General features: G+C 43.9%; 19 protein-coding genes. 14 read left to right on the forward strand and 5 right to left on the reverse strand.

Annotation, left to right across the window (positions count from 1 at the left end; translation table 11 throughout):
- The first annotated feature begins 198 nt into the window (after positions 1–198).
- The 3 genes from QL886_RS04695 (at position 199) to pncB (ending at position 4,619) form a co-directional block, all read left to right on the forward strand.
- Positions 199–2,127, forward strand: coding sequence for a glycine betaine ABC transporter substrate-binding protein (locus QL886_RS04695; RefSeq protein WP_290177802.1), 1,929 nt, complete (start codon positions 199–201; stop codon positions 2,125–2,127).
- 84 nt (positions 2,128–2,211) lie between these two features.
- On the forward strand, positions 2,212–3,123 hold the full coding sequence (locus QL886_RS04700; protein ID WP_290177803.1) for an ATP-binding cassette domain-containing protein: 912 nt from the start codon (positions 2,212–2,214) through the stop codon (positions 3,121–3,123).
- Positions 3,124–3,395: 272 nt separating this feature from the next.
- On the forward strand, positions 3,396–4,619 hold the full coding sequence (gene pncB, locus QL886_RS04705; RefSeq protein WP_290177804.1) for a nicotinate phosphoribosyltransferase: 1,224 nt from the start codon (positions 3,396–3,398) through the stop codon (positions 4,617–4,619).
- Positions 4,620–4,704: 85 nt separating this feature from the next.
- Here pncB and xseB read toward each other — a convergent pair whose 3' ends face one another.
- The 3 genes from xseB to QL886_RS04720 all read right to left on the reverse strand — a co-directional run bounded on the left by xseB (position 4,705) and on the right by QL886_RS04720 (position 7,280).
- Complete coding sequence (gene xseB / locus QL886_RS04710) at positions 4,705–4,950, reverse strand: exodeoxyribonuclease VII small subunit (protein ID WP_290177805.1); 246 nt, start codon at positions 4,948–4,950, stop codon at positions 4,705–4,707.
- 58 nt (positions 4,951–5,008) lie between these two features.
- A complete protein-coding gene (gene xseA / locus QL886_RS04715) occupies positions 5,009–6,541 on the reverse strand; it encodes an exodeoxyribonuclease VII large subunit (protein ID WP_290177806.1) in 1,533 nt (510 codons plus the stop codon).
- Between the two features lie 370 nt (positions 6,542–6,911).
- The gene (locus QL886_RS04720) at positions 6,912–7,280 is read right to left on the reverse strand and encodes a hypothetical protein (protein ID WP_165597309.1); all 369 of its coding nucleotides are present in this window, start codon (positions 7,278–7,280) and stop codon (positions 6,912–6,914) included.
- A gap of 302 nt (positions 7,281–7,582) precedes the next feature.
- Here QL886_RS04720 and QL886_RS04725 point away from each other — a divergent pair, with 302 nt between their 5' ends.
- The 11 genes from QL886_RS04725 (at position 7,583) to purF (ending at position 18,380) form a co-directional block, all read left to right on the forward strand.
- Positions 7,583–8,242: an alpha/beta fold hydrolase gene (locus QL886_RS04725; RefSeq protein ID WP_102094774.1), complete on the forward strand. Its 660-nt coding sequence runs from the start codon at positions 7,583–7,585 to the stop codon at positions 8,240–8,242.
- Between the two features lie 133 nt (positions 8,243–8,375).
- Positions 8,376–9,476: a cell division protein ZapE gene (zapE, locus tag QL886_RS04730; RefSeq protein ID WP_290177807.1), complete on the forward strand. Its 1,101-nt coding sequence runs from the start codon at positions 8,376–8,378 to the stop codon at positions 9,474–9,476.
- Between the two features lie 122 nt (positions 9,477–9,598).
- A complete protein-coding gene (locus QL886_RS04735; protein ID WP_290177808.1) occupies positions 9,599–10,258 on the forward strand; it encodes a nitroreductase in 660 nt (219 codons plus the stop codon).
- A 126-nt stretch (positions 10,259–10,384) separates the two neighbouring features.
- Positions 10,385–11,677 carry an NAD(P)H-dependent glycerol-3-phosphate dehydrogenase gene (locus QL886_RS04740; protein WP_290177809.1) on the forward strand — a complete coding sequence of 431 codons (1,293 nt, stop codon included), beginning with the start codon at positions 10,385–10,387 and terminating at the stop codon, positions 11,675–11,677.
- Positions 11,678–11,734: 57 nt separating this feature from the next.
- Positions 11,735–12,193 (forward strand): phosphohistidine phosphatase SixA, encoded by a 459-nt coding sequence (sixA, locus tag QL886_RS04745; protein WP_290177810.1) that lies wholly within the window; start codon positions 11,735–11,737, stop codon positions 12,191–12,193.
- A 160-nt stretch (positions 12,194–12,353) separates the two neighbouring features.
- A complete protein-coding gene (gspL, locus tag QL886_RS04750) occupies positions 12,354–13,625 on the forward strand; it encodes a type II secretion system protein GspL (protein ID WP_290177811.1) in 1,272 nt (423 codons plus the stop codon).
- 32 nt (positions 13,626–13,657) lie between these two features.
- Positions 13,658–14,227 (forward strand): type II secretion system protein GspM, encoded by a 570-nt coding sequence (gspM, locus tag QL886_RS04755; RefSeq protein ID WP_290177812.1) that lies wholly within the window; start codon positions 13,658–13,660, stop codon positions 14,225–14,227.
- 202 nt (positions 14,228–14,429) lie between these two features.
- Positions 14,430–14,831 (forward strand): hypothetical protein, encoded by a 402-nt coding sequence (locus tag QL886_RS04760; protein ID WP_227526596.1) that lies wholly within the window; start codon positions 14,430–14,432, stop codon positions 14,829–14,831.
- Positions 14,832–15,045: 214 nt separating this feature from the next.
- Positions 15,046–16,080, forward strand: coding sequence for a quinone-dependent dihydroorotate dehydrogenase (locus QL886_RS04765; RefSeq protein ID WP_114700991.1), 1,035 nt, complete (start codon positions 15,046–15,048; stop codon positions 16,078–16,080).
- A gap of 30 nt (positions 16,081–16,110) precedes the next feature.
- Entirely contained in the window at positions 16,111–16,608 is a 498-nt protein-coding gene (locus QL886_RS04770) for a CvpA family protein (protein ID WP_290177813.1), read from the forward strand.
- A 236-nt stretch (positions 16,609–16,844) separates the two neighbouring features.
- A complete protein-coding gene (gene purF / locus QL886_RS04775; protein ID WP_101205374.1) occupies positions 16,845–18,380 on the forward strand; it encodes an amidophosphoribosyltransferase in 1,536 nt (511 codons plus the stop codon).
- A 119-nt stretch (positions 18,381–18,499) separates the two neighbouring features.
- Here the strand turns inward: purF and QL886_RS04780 are convergent, their stop codons facing one another.
- Together QL886_RS04780 and QL886_RS04785 are read right to left on the reverse strand one after the other, a co-directional pair.
- Complete coding sequence (locus QL886_RS04780; RefSeq protein ID WP_290177814.1) at positions 18,500–18,859, reverse strand: AzlD domain-containing protein; 360 nt, start codon at positions 18,857–18,859, stop codon at positions 18,500–18,502.
- Positions 18,856–19,581: an AzlC family ABC transporter permease gene (locus tag QL886_RS04785; RefSeq protein ID WP_290177815.1), complete on the reverse strand. Its 726-nt coding sequence runs from the start codon at positions 19,579–19,581 to the stop codon at positions 18,856–18,858. The genes QL886_RS04780 and QL886_RS04785 overlap by 4 nt, the downstream gene beginning before the upstream one ends.
- Positions 19,582–19,610: the final 29 nt, after the last annotated feature.

Below are 19,610 nucleotides of genomic sequence, written 5' to 3' on the forward strand. Positions count from 1 at the left end.
GCGTTAATCGACAAATAAGCGTTTGTCATCACTTCTATAAATCGCTACACTTTGTAGTAAGTCTAAACAACAGTAGATAGTAGCTGAATGGTCTATGGCTAGCATTGGTAAACTTGATATAGCGACGTTCAGCTGCTTTTTAGTTCTATTGTTTTGATAGTGATTTCATGCCGATACAACATAATAATAGGAAAGAGTATGCGCCAATGGATTGCATTAAGCTTACTGTGGATGAGCGCGATACTACTGCCTGTATCGGCGTCAGCGGCGTGTGAATCACCGATCAAATTTGGGGCGCTAACCTGGGAGAGTGGACAGTTCACCTCCGGCGTACTCAGACATATCGTAGAAGATGGATACGGTTGTACGGTAGAGGAAGTACCAGGAGCAGGGCCTGCACTTGATACAGCGCTCTCACAGAATGATATTCAGGTCATCGGGGAGCAGTGGGTTGGCCGTTCGCCAATCATGGAAAAAGCCATTGAGCAGAATAAAGTGGCCATCATCGGTGATACGCTAAAAGGTGGTGCAACTCAAGGCTGGTATGTCCCGCGATACGTCTTGGAAGAGAATCCAGGACTACGCAGCTATCAAGATTTGCCTAAATATACTGAGCTATTTAAAGACCCTGAAGATCCTGGTAGATCACGCTTTATGAACTGTCCCTCTGGTTGGACGTGTGAGATTTTTAACACACGTTTGCTAAAAACAACCGGTCTAGACAGCCTTTTTAACAACGCACACCCTGGTACGGGTGCTGCTCTCGATGCCGAAATTGCCTCCGCTTTTGAACAGTATAAGCCACTGTTGTTTTACTACTGGCAACCCACTGGGCTAATGGCAAAATATGACCTTGCGCCATTAGAGTTTCCAGCTTATGAGGATGCTTGTTGGCAAAATCTTTTGCTCGCTGATGGTAAGATGGATTGCGTGTCAGGATTCCCAGTATCACCGTTAGGTATAGCCGTTTCTACCCCGTTTGTCGAATCCAATCCTGAACTAGCAGCTGTCTTTGAAAAGGTGCAATTTACCTCTGATGAGCTAAACGGTGCTATCTTGGAGATGAGCGAAAGTAAACGCACTGGCGATGAGCAAGCCGTGGTGTTTTTGCGTGACAACCCAGAGGTTTGGCAAGCATGGTTATCCGATGAGGCTGCTACCAACCTCACTACCACGTTAGGCCTTAGCTCAACGGGTGCTGTCTCGACCGGTACAACTGCATCTAGTATCAATGCGTCAGCGCTCGCATCAAGCTTTCCTTCATGGTCACTTGAGACCCCGCTCAATAACGCTTTAGCAAACGTGGTCCAAAACTATGGCGATGTATTCCGTACTATTAGCACGATGGCGCTTACTTATTTGCTACTACCTATTGAACGATTATTAACGGTTGTCCCGCCTTGGCTTATTATTGCATTTGTGACTGTGCTTGGCTGGTTTGGTGTCCGCAAGGTTTGGTTCGCGCTGGCATGTGGTGCAGGGTTGTTTTTGATTGGTGCTTTTGGCTTATGGGGCGCATTAATTGACACTCTAGCGCTGCTTATCGTATCGGTACTGGTCACGGTGGTGATTGGTATTCCTATTGGTATTGCCATGTCAGGTAGCAAACTGCTACGCAAGATTGTGACGCCAGTGCTAGATATCATGCAGACCATGCCGAGTTTTGTATATCTCATACCAGTGCTGATGCTGTTTGGTATTGGTAAAGTGCCTGCGTTATTCGCGACTGTGATTTATGCGCTGCCACCCTTGATTCGTCTGACGACATTAGGGATTACACAAGTCAATCATGAAATGGTCGAGGCAGGACGCTCTTTTGGTAGTACGCATTTACAGCTACTTCTCTGGATTAAATTGCCACAAGCGTTGCCCAGTATTATGGCAGGTATCAATCAGGCTGTGATGATGTCACTTGCCATGGTGGTATTGGCCTCAATGATTGGTGCTCCTGGGCTTGGTGAAGATGTATTGCAGTCTATCCAAACGCTCAATATCGGTCAGGGTCTACAAGCAGGTACGGCCATCGTTATCGTTGCCATTATCATTGACCGTATTACGCAAGCATTCGGTCAAGGTAAGCGTACCCGTCAAAAAACCATCGAAGCAGGCAGACGTCCGATTGGATAAAAAGTCGTCTAGTGGCATACGACTTAATCCATGGTAATCGACCGAACCATAATGATAAAAACCACGTGAATAGTGAGAGCACCGATGAATCATATCCAATTAAAAAATATCAGTAAGATTTATAATGCCAGTAGCACGCAAGCACAGTCTGCATTGGCATTGCTGGCTGAGGGTATGGATAGCATCAAAGTAAAAGAGCAAACGGGCTATTCAGTTGGTCTTTATGATATCAATCTAGATATCAAGGCAGGCGAGTTGCATTGTATTATGGGGCTATCAGGCTCTGGCAAGTCAACGCTGATACGCCATATTAACCGCTTGATAGATCCAACCAGTGGCGAGATATGGGTAGATACTGCTCTGAATAGAGATCATGCGACCCACACGATGGCTGATAGGAAATCAGTGACAGATAATGTAAGTAAGGTAGTAGAAGAAAGCTCTGCTACGGCTATTAATATTTTAGCGCTCAACGATAAGCAGTTGCAGCATTATCGTCAGCAGACCGTCAGTATGGTTTTTCAGCATTTCGGATTAGTGCCGCACATGACGGTCATACAAAACGTCGCTTATGGCCTGCGTGTCCGAAAGATGAGCGCAAACGAGCGACATGAAACGGCTCGACATTGGCTGAATGAAGTAGGGCTATCCAATTTGGAAAACAGCTACCCTGATGAGCTATCAGGCGGTATGCAGCAGCGCGTCGGGCTAGCTCGCGCCTTAGCGACGGACAATCCAATTTTGCTAATGGATGAAGCGTTCTCTGCACTTGATCCGCTCATTCGCGCTCAGCTGCAAGACCAACTACTCGAATTGCAAGAGCGATTGAACAAAACCATCGTATTCATTACCCATGATATCGATGAAGCTGTCAAAGTAGGTCAGCGTATTAGTATGCTAAATGGTGGTCGACTCGTACAAACGGGCACGCCAAGCGAGTTGCGGTACAATCCTGCTGATGACTATGTCGAGCAGTTTATGAGTGCAAAAGCGTAAGCTATGATAACCACCTATGAATAGGTTTTCTGGATAGACTTATACGATGTTTTTATAAATGGTTTAAATAATCGAAATCATTTTACTGGCTTTTCACTATCATTTTGCTGCAATCAAAAGTGAACTCTGAAATAAATACCAAACTTCGTTATACTGAACGGTTTATCGATGGCTCATAATGAATGAGCGTGTATTGTTTATCGTTCACATATGATGTCGCTTTGTCTATCAAATGACGTTTGTTTCTTATTTTGCACTTTTAAGGCCATAGCATGACCGTTTCTTATGCACCTATTATTACTTCATTGCTTGATAATGATTTGTACAAATTTACGATGTTACAAGCCATGCTGCATCAGTTCCCGCAAACCCATGGTGTTTATCGCTTTCGCTGCCGTAATAACAAAGATGCAGCCTATCCATTGGCTGATATCCAAAAAGATCTAGAGCAGCAACTAGACAGCTTATGCGAATTGCGATTTTTGCCAGATGAGCTCGAGTACTTGCGTAGCTTACGCTTTATTCGCTCAGATTTCGTTGACTATCTAGAATTGTTTAAGCTAAAACGGCGTTTTATTAAGGTAAGTACAGACGATAAAGGTCGCTTGTTTATCGATATCGAAGGGCCAATGATTCAAGCGATGTTCTTTGAAGTATTTGTACTAGCCATTGTCAATGAGCTGTATTTTAATGCTCTCTCTAATGACAGCGTGATTGAAGAAGGGCAACGTCGCCTCGATGCAAAAGTAGCGCTCTTACATCAGTATGCCGATGCGCAAACTCAGTACGGTCAGGATACGCCGCCATTTATAGTCGCTGATTTTGGCACGCGTAGACGCTTTAGTCGACGCTGGCAGGCACATGTAGTGGAGACGCTACATAAAGCCGAGCCAAAGATAGTAGGTGGTACATCAAACGTGTATTTGGCCAAGCAATTAGGAATGACGCCGATAGGCACGATGGCGCACGAGTTTATGCAGGCGTTTCAGGCATTAGATGTGCGTCTGCGAGATTCACAAAAGGCCGCGCTTGAAGCATGGGTGCATGAGTATCGTGGCGACTTGGGTATTGCATTGACAGACGTAGTCGGAATGGATGCGTTCTTACGTGATTTCGACTTGTATTTTGCTAAACTATTCGACGGTCTGCGTCATGATAGCGGCGACCCTTATATTTGGGGCGATAAGGCGATTGCCCATTATGAGAAGTTAAAAATAGATCCAAAAACAAAGATTTTGACCTTTAGCGATGGGTTAGATTTAGAGAAGGCGTGGGAGTTGCATCAATACTTTAAAGGGCGCATTAGAACCAGTTTCGGCATCGGCACCAATCTGACCAATGATATGGGCATCACGCCGATTAATATCGTGCTTAAATTGGTAGAGTGTAATGGTCAGCCAGTCGCCAAGCTGTCTGACAGCCCAGGCAAGACCATGATCAATAACGACACGTATCTTGCCTATCTACGCCAGGTCTTTGAGGTTGACGAACCATAGTAAACAGAATATCAAACTGTTGCGTTGCCAAATGAGATTGATGCGCTTGGTTTGACCAAACAGCTGCTACCTAGTGGCTGTTTTTTTAATTATCAACGCTGCTGGTAGATTTTTCTTCGGCAAAGGCCGCATCTAGTGCTTGCTGTACAGCATTGATACGAGTCTCGCAAACGCGATAAGCGGCAATAGATTCTTCGACCGTTGTCATCAGATTATCAATATCAGGCTCATCCTGTTGCTGTAGTTCAGCCGCATTGGTTTTTAAGATATCGTAAGCCGCCTTAAAGGTTTTTGGGGCGGCTTTTTTGCGTCTGCGAGTAGGGGTAGTCATAAAATTTCCTAATTTTTAAAGGTAAGTCGGTGAATAATCGTTAGATATTATTATTTGGTTAATTTAGAGTGTCTGAGTTTTTCGTCGCTTCTTTATCCATAGTGATATCGAGAATCTGCGCTTTTGCGTTGCCATCTTTTAAAATGATATTAACGGTTTGCTCAGGATACAGTTGAGTACTACTAGTGAGTGTTTGCTTGTTTTTAGCATTCGTGAGCATGGTGTAGCCTTGCTTGAGCACACGAGACGGGCGATGTAACAGCACAATATCACGTAGATGTTCGCTATCGCGCTGTGCTTGCACAATTTGCTGCTGCGCGTTTTGCACGATTGACTCTTGATGACTTCTGCTATTAGTCGCGGCTTTCGCGAGCTGTTGATGGGCCAAGGTTTGCGTTTGTGTGTATCGCTCAGCTGTCAGTCTGACTGCTTGCTTTACTTGGCGCTGGGCACTTTGTTGAATACTGCGCCATGCATAGTCACTGTCTTTTCGTAGAGCGGTTAGTTGCCCGATCGTTTGCGACTGTATTTGGCTCAACTGGCGTGCGGTTTGTTGCTCAGCAGTATTCAATTGACGCTGAGCCGCTTGCTTAATTTGTGCTTGATATTGTAGCGTTTGAGTGACGAGCTGGGCTAAATGGCTATGGATAGCAGCGATTACCTTTGAGGGGGTGTCAAAACTGGTATGTGCCACTTCATCTAAGATGACTTTGTCACGCTCATGACCGATGCCCACCCAGACAGGGACGGGCTGCTCAGCAACCAGAGCTGCCAGCTCATAATCATTGAGATAAGCCAAGTCACCAACCGCACCACCACCGCGAATAATAACCAACAAGTCTGGTAGACGCTGATAAGTATCGTAAAACTGCTGCTGGGCGCTAACGATGGCTTGGCGGATTTCAGCGGGCGCATGATTGCCCTGAAAAGTCGCATTATGATAGTGGAAGTGACACGCACCTGTACTGGCTAAGTGATCCGCATCTGCTTGAAAATCACCCAATCCTGCTGCCTTTTCAGGAGCGATGACCAGTACATGCTCGATATCAAAAGGGGCAGGTAACTGCTGATTGAGATGTAACAACCCTTCACCTGTTAGGCGGTCAACCATTTCTGCATATTGCCGTGCCAAGTCGCCTAGCGTATAGCTAGGGTCGATATCTTCAATGGTGATTGAAAATCCGTACTGGGCATGGAACCCTGCCGATACTTTAAGAAGTACGGTCAAATCACGCTCAAGCGGCATACCCGTTGCACGTTCAAATTTAGCTAATACACGAGCAGCTTTAAAACGCCAGAGATTGCCACGGCAGCTGGCGACCACTTTACCATCGTCATCTTTTTCTGCCAGTTCAAAGTAGTAATGACCACCTTTACTCGACAGATTACGAATTTCTGCTTTGACCCACACTCTATGATCAAAGGTTTGTTTAATGACCATCTCAACCGCTGATAAATAATCACTTAGGCGTAGGACGGTATCCTCTAGATGGTCTTCCTGCTCAGCGAGTTCCGCCTCTAGAGTGGCCAAATCTTTGGCAGGTGCTAATACTTTGGCCTGTTTAATATTTGAAAGATTGGGTTTGCGCATAATATTAGACCAAAGATAATGAAAATATAAAGACTGACGAGGATGTGCTAAATACGATAGCGGATAGTTTAACTTAAAAAGGAGAGCACAAAAAGCGAAGCCAACAAGCTTTGATTGATATATTATCTATAGCGAAGTTTGTTGGCTGTTTAATCAGAGAAGGATTGTATGTCACTTAATGTTAGCGGTTAGATCGTAAACCTGTTTGCGTCTAAAAGAGATTGTCGTGTAGAGAAAAGTAGATGGATATTTTTAGCTAGATATAGTCGGTTCGAGATAATTTAGATACAAGGAAGGCAAGTGAAAGTGCTACAAATAGTAGACTGAGTGAGCCTGACACTGTATCTGATTTATATGGTATTGAAGATATTTATTGGCAACGGAAGTTAATGGTGTATTCATAATCATCGCTACGTGACAAATCTGGTGTGCCCGTGCCAAATATCGAGCCAACGACAGCACCTACTTGACCAACCATACGGCCAGTACGCTCATTTAAAATACCATTATATTTTACGTTGTCATCCACGATAATTACTTGCTTGCTTCGGCAAGTTTTTTGAGCACTATCGATTGCATTTTGCTGTGCTTTGACTTTGGTATCAGCGATACCTGTTGTCTCATAGATAGAGTTGGCACGCTGGATAACTGGTGAGGAAGGCGTACTTTGACAGGCGCTCAAAGCAAGTACAGCCGCTAACGTTGCCGTCAAACTGGCAGTTTTATTAAAAGTATTCATAAATAATTCCTGATTTATATAAGCAGAACGTCTTAGCTATAGGCAAAGCTTTATGAATGTAGCTTATCTAGATATTACCTGTCTAGACAGTTATTGTGTGCTGTATTACGGGTATATTACCGATGAACCTTGCCCTAGATATAAATCAATTTAAAACTTCAAGAACAGCAATATTCCAAAACGGCAGACAACCGTTATTGACCAAAAATAAAACAAGTCGTATCCGTACACAGCAAATCACTTGAAATATAAATTGTATCTAGGATAATTGAGCCATTCATTTTTTATTAATAAGTAATACTATGCAATTGATTCCTGCTCCTGCTGGCGTGCTCGAGGTTGACGCACTGTGGCAAAATGACAATCCTAATGATCCAAATACAGACACGGTGGCGCTGCTGTGCCATCCCAATCCGTTGTTTGATGGTACGATGAATAATAAAGTGGTCACTACCATGTATCGCTTTGCCCGTGATAATGGTATGCATGTGGTGCGCTTTAACTTTCGCGGCGTTGGTCAATCGACAGGCGAGCATGATTATGCGGAAGGTGAAGTGGTCGATGCAATGACCGTGCTACAATGGATTGCTGAACAAACCAATGCTCGAAAGCTATGGCTGGGTGGTTTTTCTTTTGGTGGTTATGTCACTGCACGCGTGGCTGAGCAAGTGCTTGAAGCCGCACATATATGGGGATTGGGTGACTTTGAAGTAACGAAAATTGCCCTGATCGCACCATCAGTCGAAAAAAACGACAGTACTGATATTAATTTGCCTGCGGATAGAACTTTTGAGATTTATGGTAATGCGGATGAAGTAATTGAACCTGATAATATGCAGGCATTTGCAGACCGATTAGGCATTGAAGTCAGCGTGGTCGATGGCGCGGGTCATTTCTTCCATGGTCGCTTATCAGAGCTCAAAGGTTTATTAGACAAGCATAGCTTTGGGCAGGACAGCTAAGTTTATTCATAGCTAACTCAGCTTGATGGTTTCAGTTTTGATATGGTTTAGCATGGCTTGCTTGGTAGCGCCAGCGTTATGCTAAATTATCCTACTATTTTGATATTTATTTAATTCAACGATGAGTCGTATTATGAGTTTATCTCCATTGCAACGTTACGAGAAAGCTGTCAGTACAGATGAGTTTACTCGGGATGAGCAGCAATTTCAGGCCATGAGCTATCTTGATGAGATATACCATCAGCTCATCAATAGCGCACCGCAAAAGAAAGGTTTTTTTGGCTTTTTAAAATCTAAGCCAGTCGCGCCAACGGGTCTTTATATGTGGGGCGGGGTTGGCCGTGGTAAAACGTGGATGATGGATATGTTTTATGACTCGTTGATCATCGAGCGCAAGATGCGTCTGCATTTCCATCATTTTATGCAGCGTGTCCATAGAGAGCTTAACAAACTACAAGGTGAGAGCGATCCACTCGAAAAAGTCGCCGATATTATTTATAAAGAAGCGGTTATCATCTGTTTTGATGAGTTTTTTGTTTCTAATGTCTCTGATGCCATGATATTGGGCGATTTGTTCACTATGCTGTTCAATCGCGGTATTACTTTGGTTGCGACCTCAAACATTGAGCCAGCTGGATTGTATAAAGATGGCTTACATCGTGACCGTTTTATGCCTGCCATTGCGGAAGTTGAGCGTCATACGACGGTAATGAATATCGACTCTGGGATTGATTATCGTCTGCGCGTATTGCAACAAGCTGAGCTATACGAAGCGCCGCTTACTAAGGCGAACTATCATTGGCTAGCCAACCGTTTTGCGAGCTTATCGAATAATCAGAAAATCAGTAAAGAGCCTATTACTATCAATGGACGGGAAGTAAAAATCAACGCTTGTACCGAAGATATCTTATTCTGTGACTTCCGTCATCTCTGTATGGCACCGCGATCAGCCGCTGATTTTATTGAGCTTGCCAAACGATTTAGTACCGTTTTAGTTGACTCCGTGCCAGCGTTAGATGACGACTTGCGTGATCCAACGCGCCGTTTCATTTATCTCGTCGATGAGTTTTATGATCGCCGTGTAAAACTATTGGTACGGGCAGAGCAGCCGATTCTAGACTTGTACCAAGGAGAAAAGTTGGCGTTTGAGATTGAGCGTACTCGTTCACGCTTGCTTGAGATGCAGTCAGAGGACTATCTACGCATGGATCATCGAGTCGAAGATGTTGCGTAGTTTATCGCTGAGTTGAGACTGCCTGTGTGTAGCTCTCAACTGCTCTATAGCCGTTAAAAAATAAGAAAATGATATTATAAATAATAAGTAGTGATAGATAATAATAAATTAAGGATAAAAAAATGACTACATCTGATAATGAAAGCCAAGAAATAGAAGACAAAAAACTGTCTGTGAAGAACGTAGCAGCGAATGATATCTCATCTACCAGTGACGAGCTGATAGGTTGGATCAATTCAAGACGCAGCATGGGCAATCTAGATGAGCCAGCACCGACGCGTGCGCAGATTGAGTCTGCCATTGAGTGTGCGGCAACTGCGCCAGATCATAAAAAATTGCGTCCGTGGCGCTTTATCGTGACGCAAGGTGAGGCGCGCCATGAATTAGGCCGTGCCTTGCTCGAAGCTGCCCAAGCAAAAGCGCTACAAGATGGCGAAGAGTTGTCTGAAAAAACCATCACTAAAACTAAAAATATGCCGCTGCGAGCGCCGCTAATTATAACGGCTGTGACTCAAATGCAAGAACACAAAAAAGTACCGCCTTTTGAGCAGATGCTCAGTGCGGGTGCTGCTGTACAAAATCTAATTTTGGCATTAAAAGCTCAAGGGTTTAGTACCGTTTGGCGCACTGGGCTGCTATGTAATGAGCCTGCGGTAAAAGCATATTTCGGAGTGGGTGCAGATGATTATGTGGCTGCTTTTGTTTATACTGGAACAAGTCCCAAGGATGAGTCCAAACGCAAACCTATTGATATCGAACCGCTAGTTCGCTTCGAGTCGTAATGTAGCTTAGTACTGTCTATTAATAAGATTATAATTGCACAAAGTTGTAATTCAAAGATAATAAGGCCAGTAGCTGAGCACGATAGATTCTATTGATAATACGTCAGTCAACACGGATAAAAGAACATGACAAGCCCTAACAATAGTAATAAAAACAACACCAGTGCTAATAATGAGACGGACAAAGAGTCGTCTGAAAAGCAGAATGGTATGCTTGCAGGTATTTTTGAGCGAGCAACCAAGTCAGGTCTTGGCCGTAAAAAGTCAAATCCTAGCCCTGTTGAATCAGCTGTGGCAAAGGATATGGCCGACATTCATAGCAATCCAACCAAGCTGCGTTTGGCATTTTTAGGTGGTGGTAGCTTCGGTACAGCAATGGCAAATTTAGCCGCACGTAATGGCTGTGATACCACGCTATGGGTACGTAACAAACGTACCGTAAAAGCAATGGCCAAAACACAGACCAATAAAAAGTATCTACCAGGCTATAAGCTTGATGATCGACTGAAATACAGCCATGATTTGGCGGCAAGCGTCAAAGATAAAGACATTATCTTTATCGCTGTGCCAGGTTTAGCCTTTCGCGAAACGCTAAAAAACATCGCGCCTTTCATCAGTGGTCAGTCCATTGTGTCGTTGACTAAAGGTATGGAAAAAGACACCTTTGCGATGATGAGCGATATCATCAAAGAAGTGTTGCCAGAAGTGAACTTTGGCGTTATGTCAGGGCCGAATCTCGCTATCGAAATCATGAAAAACATGCCGTCTGCTACGGTTATCGCAAGTGAGTCGGAACCATTGCGTCATGCCGTGCAAGCAGCATTACACAGTGCTTTCTTTAGAGTATTTGCTAGTGATGATATACGCGGCGTCGAGCTTGGCGGCGCGCTAAAAAACATCTACGCAATTGCCATGGGTATGGCGGCAGCTTATGAAGTAGGTGAGAATACTAAAGCGATGATTCTTACTCGTGCTTTGGCAGAGATGAGTCGTTTTGGTGTTGAAGAAGGTGCCAATCCGCTCACTTTCTTAGGCTTATCAGGGGTAGGCGATTTATATGCTACTTGTAGCTCAGAGCTGAGTCGTAACTATCGTATCGGTAATATGCTCGGTCGCGGTATGAGTATTGATGCTGCGGTCAAAAAGCTTGGCCAAACTGCTGAAGGGGTGAATACTATTCAGCAAGTACATGAAAAGGCGACCAAAGCGGGTATCTATATGCCAATTACCCATGCGCTCTATGCAGTCATTTATGAAGACAAAGCTGCTCTAGGCGTTGCGTTACATCTGATGGAAGCTGGGTTCCGTAGCGATGTTGAGTTTGTCATGGCGCATGATCATAGCAATGCTGCACTTACCGCTCATATGAAAACCTCTGGTAGCAATACCAAAAGCAAAGACAGCGATGCTGATAAGTAAGACACACCATTAAAAATCAGTATCAAAAGAGTCGAGCTTAGCGCTCCAAGGAAGGTTATGAAAATTATATTAGTACGTCATGGTCAAGCAGAAGACGAGACACGTCCAGATAGCGCGCGTCAGCTGACGGACTTTGGTCAGCAGCAGGCAGCGCAAACGGCAGAGTATGTGACCACTCACTATAGCCCAGATCGTTTTGTGGTTAGCCCCTATATTAGAGCGCAGCAGACTTTATCTGCGTTCCAGTCGCGCGCGCCGCAAGTCGCCTCATCTGTGCAGGACAATATCACGCCCTCGGATGATGCTCGCCAAGCTCTGATAGATATTGCCAATATTGAAGCCGAGTGTTTGGTCGTTGTTTGTCATATGTCTATCGTCGCTTATATCGCGGGATTGCTGACAGGCGATTATCCTGAGTCATTTTCTCTAGCGGAAGCCAGAGTGTTTGATATGGAGTTTGTGATGACTGGCATGGCAACGGAAGTTGATCGTTTTGTTCCTGACCAGCCTTATTAGACTAGACATTCTAATATTTTGCTTAGAAACGATTTGCTAGAGCATAGTTGATTGAATATAACGGATCTGAAGTGGTATTTGCGAGAAGCATGCCACTTATTAATCGTATAAAATCTTCCAGTTATTTTGATAACCGCAGCAACAATTGAGGACACGTTTAGTGTTACATGTTTGGTTACGAGCGCAGCATAGCCCGCTAGCTGTCTGGCACGAAGATGTACAGCAATGGCAAATGGTTGATGGTTGGCAACAGCTGCAAACAATCTATGGTAACTATAAGTCCAATAGCCAAAAGGCGCTTTGTCTATATTTTCCCTCAAGTCATGCATTGCAAGTGGATACGGCACTTAATGCTGCTCAGCTTAAACAGCTTGGTAATAGCGGCAAGCAGTACTTATTTGAAGAAACGTCATTAACACCTATTGAGCAATTAAAAATCCGCCAATTGAGCCATGCTGATACGACGCAACTGTATGCACTGGCACAAAACGACATTGAGTCCTGGCAACAAAGCGCGCAGCTAGCCGGTATGAATATAGTGGCGTTACTGCCAGATTTTTTATTGTTGCCACCGCCAGAAGAGGGCGCAGGTCAACAAGTAACCCTTTATCAAGATTCGCAGACTATGCTATTGCGCCAATCATTGCGTCAGGGTATGGCCGTCAGCTATTTACCGCTAATGTTTGAGCGTTTCCCGCATTTAAGTGAGGTAATGGTACTGCCGTCTATTGAGGCAGCTATTGACGCATCGCTTGACTCACTAGATTCCTCATCGCCCATGGATTTTATAGCGCAAACTAAAGCGCTGATCGCCGATCATCAGCTGCTACTGACGACCCTGCCTAAAGTACCTAAGCCAATTGACAGTCCCGAACGTCACGCGCTTAATTTCTTTATGAAATCTACTGACTCACAATTATCGCCATATTTGCGAGTGGCGATGATGGTTGCGCTATCAGCGTTAGTGCTGCAAATGGCAACCGATGGTGTGCAGTGGTATAAGTATAATGAAGCGACCGCAGCAACCAAGACTGCAATTGCGGCACAATACCAGTCTTGGTTTGCCGATGAGCCACTGAGTACGCGCACCAAATTGCAAGTACAGCTGCAACCAAAACTGCGTAGCGATAGCCAAGCGCCTGCATCGCATATGGCCGCACTGTCACGCATATCACCATTGATAAAACAGTCTTCATTGCATGCTCAGTCACTGGTAATGCAGCCATCAGCGCTCAGTTTTACCTTGATTGCCCCAGATCGCGGTAGTCTTGATAAATTCACAAGCATACTGGTAGCACAAGGCTTAAATGCCAAACTTGCGCAAGTGAATAGTAATGAGCAAGGTCAGTTTAGTGGTCAAGTCACTGTCAATGTGATAGAAAATAATTTTGCAGACAACAGCGACATGGCAAATAATGCGGCAGCGTCGTAACTCATCAAGGTATTGGTAATAAAGGTCAAAACATGAAACGATTACAACGCCGTACCAAACGTAATGCAGCTGTTTCTGCAACCAGTACTAAGGCTCATGTATTCTCAGAGCGTATGAACAATTATCAAAATGTACTAACGACGCGCTGGCAAGCATTACCTCCACGTGATCAGCTAGCATTAGCTATATTGTCTATATTTTTACTGTTGTTTATAGGCGGCTATGGTGGCTATAGCGTTCATCAAGCAGCGAGCGATAGTAAAAACGACTATCAGGAGCAAGTGGCAGATTATTTTTGGTTGCGTGCTCAAGCAGGTAATATTGATAGTAGTGCATTGAATGCTGGTAACAACGCTACTGGAGAGGCTGATATGCCGCCTGCTAGTCGTATCAATGCGCTGCTCAATAACTCAGGTATAGCAGGTGCTCAGGTGGTTGCGACTGGTGATGCAGTGCAACTGAGCTTTACGCATCCTAGTCAAGCGGTTGTCAGCACTGCACTGGGTAAGCTTGAACAGCAAGGTTGGCAATTTACACAGCTGTCCATGCAGCAAGATCTGACCAATAAATCTATTCAGGTACAAGCAACGGTCACTTCTTAAAACGCGTCAGACTGTGATAGAAATTTTAGATACTTATAACACTGAGTGTCTAGTACTCGACACTCAATCCTCGACAGCAGAATAATGCTTTATCGCTGGTGTCATTGAAAAGCCATTTATCCGGCTCCATTAAATAGTTAATCATATGACTATTGAATAAAAATATTACCAGTAAGGAAAACCTCACATAATGCGGGACAGTATGAGCAACGATAAGCGCCGTTCTTTAATTACTTATAACCATATCACTTATTTCTTATATGTGATCAGCTACTTTACTGCAGGTCTATTGTGGATTGTGCCGATCGTCATGAACTATGCCAAGCGCCATGATGCTAATGGGTCATGGTTGGCCACGCATTTCGATTGGCAAATCAAGACCTTTTGGTACAGTATCGTTTGGTTCGTCATTGGCATCATTTTGATTACCTTTGCGCTAGGTGGCTTTGGCGTTAGCGTACTAGCGGATAGTGGCAATATCGCTATTGGCTCAATATTATTGGCCGGGCTTGGTTTACTGATTATGACTTTCACCTTTATCTGGCATTTATATCGCATTATACGTGGTTGGATTGCGTTGACTGATGGGCGTCCAGTACCGTAGATGTTTAAGAGTACCTTTGTGCTATGTCTTTAGCTTAGAAAACGGCAATTTATTATTATGTAGTAGAGATTCATCAGTATTGGTTACTGCTTAAATGTAGAAATTTAGCGACTGAAACTTTGCTCTTATTTCTGTTAAGCTGATATAATCGCTGCGCCCGATTTCATTCGCATTTTTTATTCACTATTTCTTCCAAGCAGGGTCTGCCATCACTATGTCTTATGCCTTACTTCGTCCTTTTTTATTTAATATGGATCCCGAACACGCCCATGAGATGACGCTCTCTTTATTGGATAAAGCGCATAAAGCGCGTGTTTTAGGCTTGGCGTACGGTCAGTCAATGCAACCAACAGACTGTATGGGTTTGCAGTTTTCTAACCCAGTCGGTCTGGCAGCAGGCATGGATAAAAACGGCGATTATATTGACGCGCTGGCTGAGTTAGGGTTTGGTTTTATAGAAGTAGGAACCGTCACGCCAAGACCGCAAGTAGGCAACGACAAGCCAAGGCTGTTTAGAATCAAGCAAGCAGACGCGATTATCAATCGTATGGGCTTTAACAATGAAGGCGTTGATTATCTAATCGACAATGTTAAACGCTGCAAATATAAAGGCAATATTGGTATCAATATTGGTAAAAATGCTGATACGCCGGTAGAGCAAGCCGCCGATGATTATGTGTATTGCTTAGAACGTGTGTATCCGCATGCCTCATACATCACGGTCAACATCTCATCGCCAAACACCAAAAACCTACGTGATTTGCAAAGTGGTGAAGCGCTGACTCAGCTGATGGATACAATTAAAAATCGTCACAGTCAGTTAGCTACTGAATATGGTTTCTATGTTCCATTAGTGCTTAAAGTTGCTCCAGATTTAGAGCCATTGCAAGTTGATTATATCTCACAGCAATTAATAGACTTTGAAATTGATGGTTTGATTGCCACTAATACGACATTGAGCCGCGTAGGTGTCGAAGACTTGCGTGATGGTGATCAAATGGGTGGTCTATCGGGTCGTCCTGTAAGTCATATTAGTACCCAGATTTTGCAACAATTCTCTGATCAGTTAGATGGTAAAGTCGCTTTGATAGGCGTAGGCGGTATCGATAGTGGTGCCAAAGCCGTCAAAAAAATCGAAGCAGGCGCAGACATGGTACAGCTCTATACGGGGCTTATCTATCGTGGTCCTGGGCTGGTGCAGTCTTGCATTCAGGCAATCGGTGGCTATTACGATGCCATGGAAAGCTAATCCAATAAATAAGGTAATAAGGCGTAGAGCATGAGTGGTTTAGATATTGTGATTGCTATTGTTGTCTTGATTGGCTTATGGCGCGGCTTTCAAGTAGGACTGATTAAAACAGCAATAGGCTTGGTAGGTTGGTTTATCGCTCTTATCGCTGCTACTAGGTTGGCAGGAGTAGTGTCACCCCAATTAACGGGTATCGTCCAAAACCCTGTGTTACAGATGGCCATGGCTTTTTTATTGGTAGTTATTGCCATATTGGCAGTCATGCATCTGATGGCTTTCGTGTTCTCAGGCGTGCTCAAAACCTTACGTTTGGGCGTCTTGGATAAAATGGCAGGCGGCGTACTGGGTGCTGCCAAAAACGTACTAATGGTCTTGGTTGTATTGAGCGTCAGTGCGCCATTGCTAGTGCAGATGCCGCAGTGGCAAACCTCCGTACTAGCGCCAGAGCTAATGCCATATGCACCGATGGGCAAGGCTCTAGTATCGGAAGTATTGGGCATGGCTTGGGATCAGGTCAATCAGTCATAATTGTTTAATTGCCTATTATTTTATCTAACTGTCTATTATTTTACTTCTTTTTATACTTCTAAATGTTTGCACGTGTCACTGATAATCAAAAACAGATTATCGAAAAATCTCGTTAAGTTTCTTACAATATCATCAGGTTAGCGGCGTGCGACAGTGAATGATTTTAGCAATATACTGTCGTTAAGTTTGCCGTTATTGTCGTACTAATGTATGAGTCAAAATAGGATATAGCTATTATGTGTGGAGTCATTGGAGTTGCAGCTCACGAACCAGTCAATCAGATTCTTTATGACGGTTTGACGATGCTACAGCATCGCGGGCAAGATGCAGCAGGTATTGTCACTTTGCAAGATGGGCGACTCTATCTACGTAAAGAAAATGGCATGGTACGTGACGTATTTATGAATCGTCATATGATGAAACTGGTTGGTAAGTTCGGTATCGGTCACGTTCGTTACCCGACAGCTGGTACTTCTAGCAGTGCCGAAGCTCAGCCATTCTATGTCAACTCACCATATGGTATTACCCTTGCGCATAATGGTAACTTGACCAATGCTGAGAGTTTGGCCAAATCTTTGTACATCGAAGATCGCCGCCACCTTAATACTGACTCAGATTCTGAAGTACTGTTAAATGTACTGGCACATGAGATGCAGAATCTAGGCAAAACACATCCAACGGCTGATGATATCTTTGAAGCAGTAAAAGCCGTCTATAAACGCTGTGAAGGCGCTTATGGTGTTGTCGCTTTGATCACTGGTCATGGCCTACTTGCATTCCGCGATCCAAATGGTATCCGTCCACTTATCTTTGGTAAGCGTATGGCACCGAATGGCGGCACTGAGTATATGGTTGCCTCTGAATCAGTGGCGTTGACAGGTTCTGGCTTTACTATCGTTCGTGATGTAAAACCAGGCGAAGCAATCTTTATCGATTTGAACCATAAGCTACATACGCATCAGTGCGTCGAGCAAAAAGAATACACGCCTTGTATCTTTGAATATGTTTATTTTGCTCGTCCAGATTCGATTATGGACAATATCTCAGTTTATAAATCACGCCTACGCATGGGTGAAAAACTGGCAGATAAAATCCTTGCTGAATGGGGTGAAGATCACGATATCGACGTGGTCATTCCAATTCCAGATACGTCTCGTACTTCAGCGATGGAGCTGGCGCTAAAAATGAATGTCAAGTACCGTGAAGGGTTTATGAAAAACCGCTACATCGGTCGTACGTTTATTATGCCAGGTCAGCAGCAGCGTAAAAAATCAGTTCGCCAGAAACTCAGCGCTGTGCCGCTAGAGTTCAAAGGCAAAAACGTACTGTTGGTTGATGATTCTATCGTTCGTGGTACGACCTGTCATGAAATCATTCAAATGGCACGAGATGCTGGTGCTAACAAGGTGTTTTTTGCCAGTGCTGCGCCACCAGTGAAATTTCCAAACGTATACGGCATTGATATGCCAGTACGTAGCGAGCTTATTGCCTCAGGCAATAGCGTTGAAGAAGTACGTGATATCATCGGTGCAGATCGTTTGATCTTCCAAGATTTGGATGATTTGATCGACGCAGTAAAAGATACCAAACATAGCCGAGTAGAAGGTTTTGATTGTGCGGTATTTAACGGCTGTTACATCACTGGTCAGATCAATGAAGCGTATCTTGATCATCTGCAAGAGCAGCGTAATGATACGGCCAAAACTGGTAAAAAAGGCGTACAAATAGTAGCTGATACCCCAGTTGATATGATGGGTGTAGAAGAGCTTTAAGTCGTACTAAAGCCATTGTTTTCAGATAACAAAAAGCTAGATTCCAAATAGAATCTAGCTTTTTTATGTTTAAAATATAGCTAAGAGTATTAACAATCGTATGAATGAAAGAAGTGATTTTAGCCTAAGAAACTGCTAAATAGCCAAAACAGACCATTGATTGCTGCGATACCGACAACCATACTGACCAAAAGCTGACGGCTGATATGATAGATAAACAATACCAAAATAAGTGCACCGACTTGCGCCATTAATAGATGTAGTTCGGTGTCATTTAAAGTAACAGTCGTCGATAAGTCCTGATAGGAAAGGCTAGTCAAAATAAGCAATACCATTACCGATAATGGTAAGCTCTCATTTAATCGATGTAGCCAAGGTGTATCCAGCAGCTTTCTAGGTATCAGTGCGGGTAGCGCACGAGTGATAAAGGTCACAGCTGCCATGGCAAGCGTAGCAAGAATAAGATAACTACTGGTCATAAGAGTTCTCCCATCTTTTGACGCTCTATCCAAAACCCACGTACCAAGATCATAAACATACAGATAGTAATGGCTACTAGTAGCAACCAGTCACTGGTAAATAGCGAAGCAATGATTAAGCCAAGCACGGCAATACCAATCGGGAAGTAGCGTTTGATACTTTGAAATTGCTCATAAGCGAGAATTGCAAACAGACAAACCAATGCAAAATCTAAATTTGGCACCAAGTCACTGAGCGTACTACCGATCATTATGCCAACCGTACTCGCCAGCACCCACCAGCTTTGGTTGAAGAGACTGATAGGAAGTATAAGCGCTCGTCGCGACTCATTTGGCAAGCTTGTCATAATCGAAAAAGTCTCATCAGTCAAAGCAAACAGACAATACGTCTTGGCAAGCTTGTTTTTTGGTAAATACTGTAATAACGGCATACCATAGAATACATGACGTAGATTAATCGCGGCAATATTGGTGGCGATATTGCCAATCGGTAAGCCAGCGCTTAGCATCGGCAGACAAGCATACTGAGCTGCACCAGCATAGAGAACGATACTGAGCATAATCGTTGCCCATATCGGGATACCTGCCACCTGTGCGAGTACACCAAAGGCAATACCGGCAGGCAGATATCCCATAGCAACTGGCAAGCTTTTTTTAAAGCCCTCAGCCCATTGATAGTGGTTTTCATGTTGATGGCTTAATTCATTTGAATGAGTATTCACATGACATCCTAAATTTTTCTTATGATATT

The organism is Psychrobacter sp. APC 3281, assembly GCF_030407815.1.
Lineage (GTDB): Bacteria > Pseudomonadota > Gammaproteobacteria > Pseudomonadales > Moraxellaceae > Psychrobacter.

Bases quoted from the DNA above. Each gene is read 5' to 3' on its own strand.
- xseB (WP_290177805.1), bottom strand. From the start codon at position 4,950: ATGACTACCCCTACTCGCAGACGCAAAAAAGCCGCCCCAAAAACCTTT.
- QL886_RS04695 (WP_290177802.1), top strand. From the start codon at position 199: ATGCGCCAATGGATTGCATTAAGCTTACTGTGGATGAGCGCGATACTA.
- QL886_RS04760 (WP_227526596.1), top strand. From the start codon at position 14,430: ATGAGCAACGATAAGCGCCGTTCTTTAATTACTTATAACCATATCACT.
- QL886_RS04700 (WP_290177803.1), top strand. From the start codon at position 2,212: ATGAATCATATCCAATTAAAAAATATCAGTAAGATTTATAATGCCAGT.
- QL886_RS04780 (WP_290177814.1), bottom strand. From the start codon at position 18,859: ATGACCAGTAGTTATCTTATTCTTGCTACGCTTGCCATGGCAGCTGTG.
- purF (WP_101205374.1), top strand. From the start codon at position 16,845: ATGTGTGGAGTCATTGGAGTTGCAGCTCACGAACCAGTCAATCAGATT.
- QL886_RS04725 (WP_102094774.1), top strand. From the start codon at position 7,583: ATGCAATTGATTCCTGCTCCTGCTGGCGTGCTCGAGGTTGACGCACTG.
- xseA (WP_290177806.1), bottom strand. From the start codon at position 6,541: ATGCGCAAACCCAATCTTTCAAATATTAAACAGGCCAAAGTATTAGCA.
- pncB (WP_290177804.1), top strand. From the start codon at position 3,396: ATGACCGTTTCTTATGCACCTATTATTACTTCATTGCTTGATAATGAT.
- gspM (WP_290177812.1), top strand. From the start codon at position 13,658: ATGAAACGATTACAACGCCGTACCAAACGTAATGCAGCTGTTTCTGCA.
- QL886_RS04765 (WP_114700991.1), top strand. From the start codon at position 15,046: ATGTCTTATGCCTTACTTCGTCCTTTTTTATTTAATATGGATCCCGAA.
- QL886_RS04720 (WP_165597309.1), bottom strand. From the start codon at position 7,280: ATGAATACTTTTAATAAAACTGCCAGTTTGACGGCAACGTTAGCGGCT.
- QL886_RS04740 (WP_290177809.1), top strand. From the start codon at position 10,385: ATGACAAGCCCTAACAATAGTAATAAAAACAACACCAGTGCTAATAAT.
- zapE (WP_290177807.1), top strand. From the start codon at position 8,376: ATGAGTTTATCTCCATTGCAACGTTACGAGAAAGCTGTCAGTACAGAT.
- QL886_RS04735 (WP_290177808.1), top strand. From the start codon at position 9,599: ATGACTACATCTGATAATGAAAGCCAAGAAATAGAAGACAAAAAACTG.
- QL886_RS04770 (WP_290177813.1), top strand. From the start codon at position 16,111: ATGAGTGGTTTAGATATTGTGATTGCTATTGTTGTCTTGATTGGCTTA.
- sixA (WP_290177810.1), top strand. From the start codon at position 11,735: ATGAAAATTATATTAGTACGTCATGGTCAAGCAGAAGACGAGACACGT.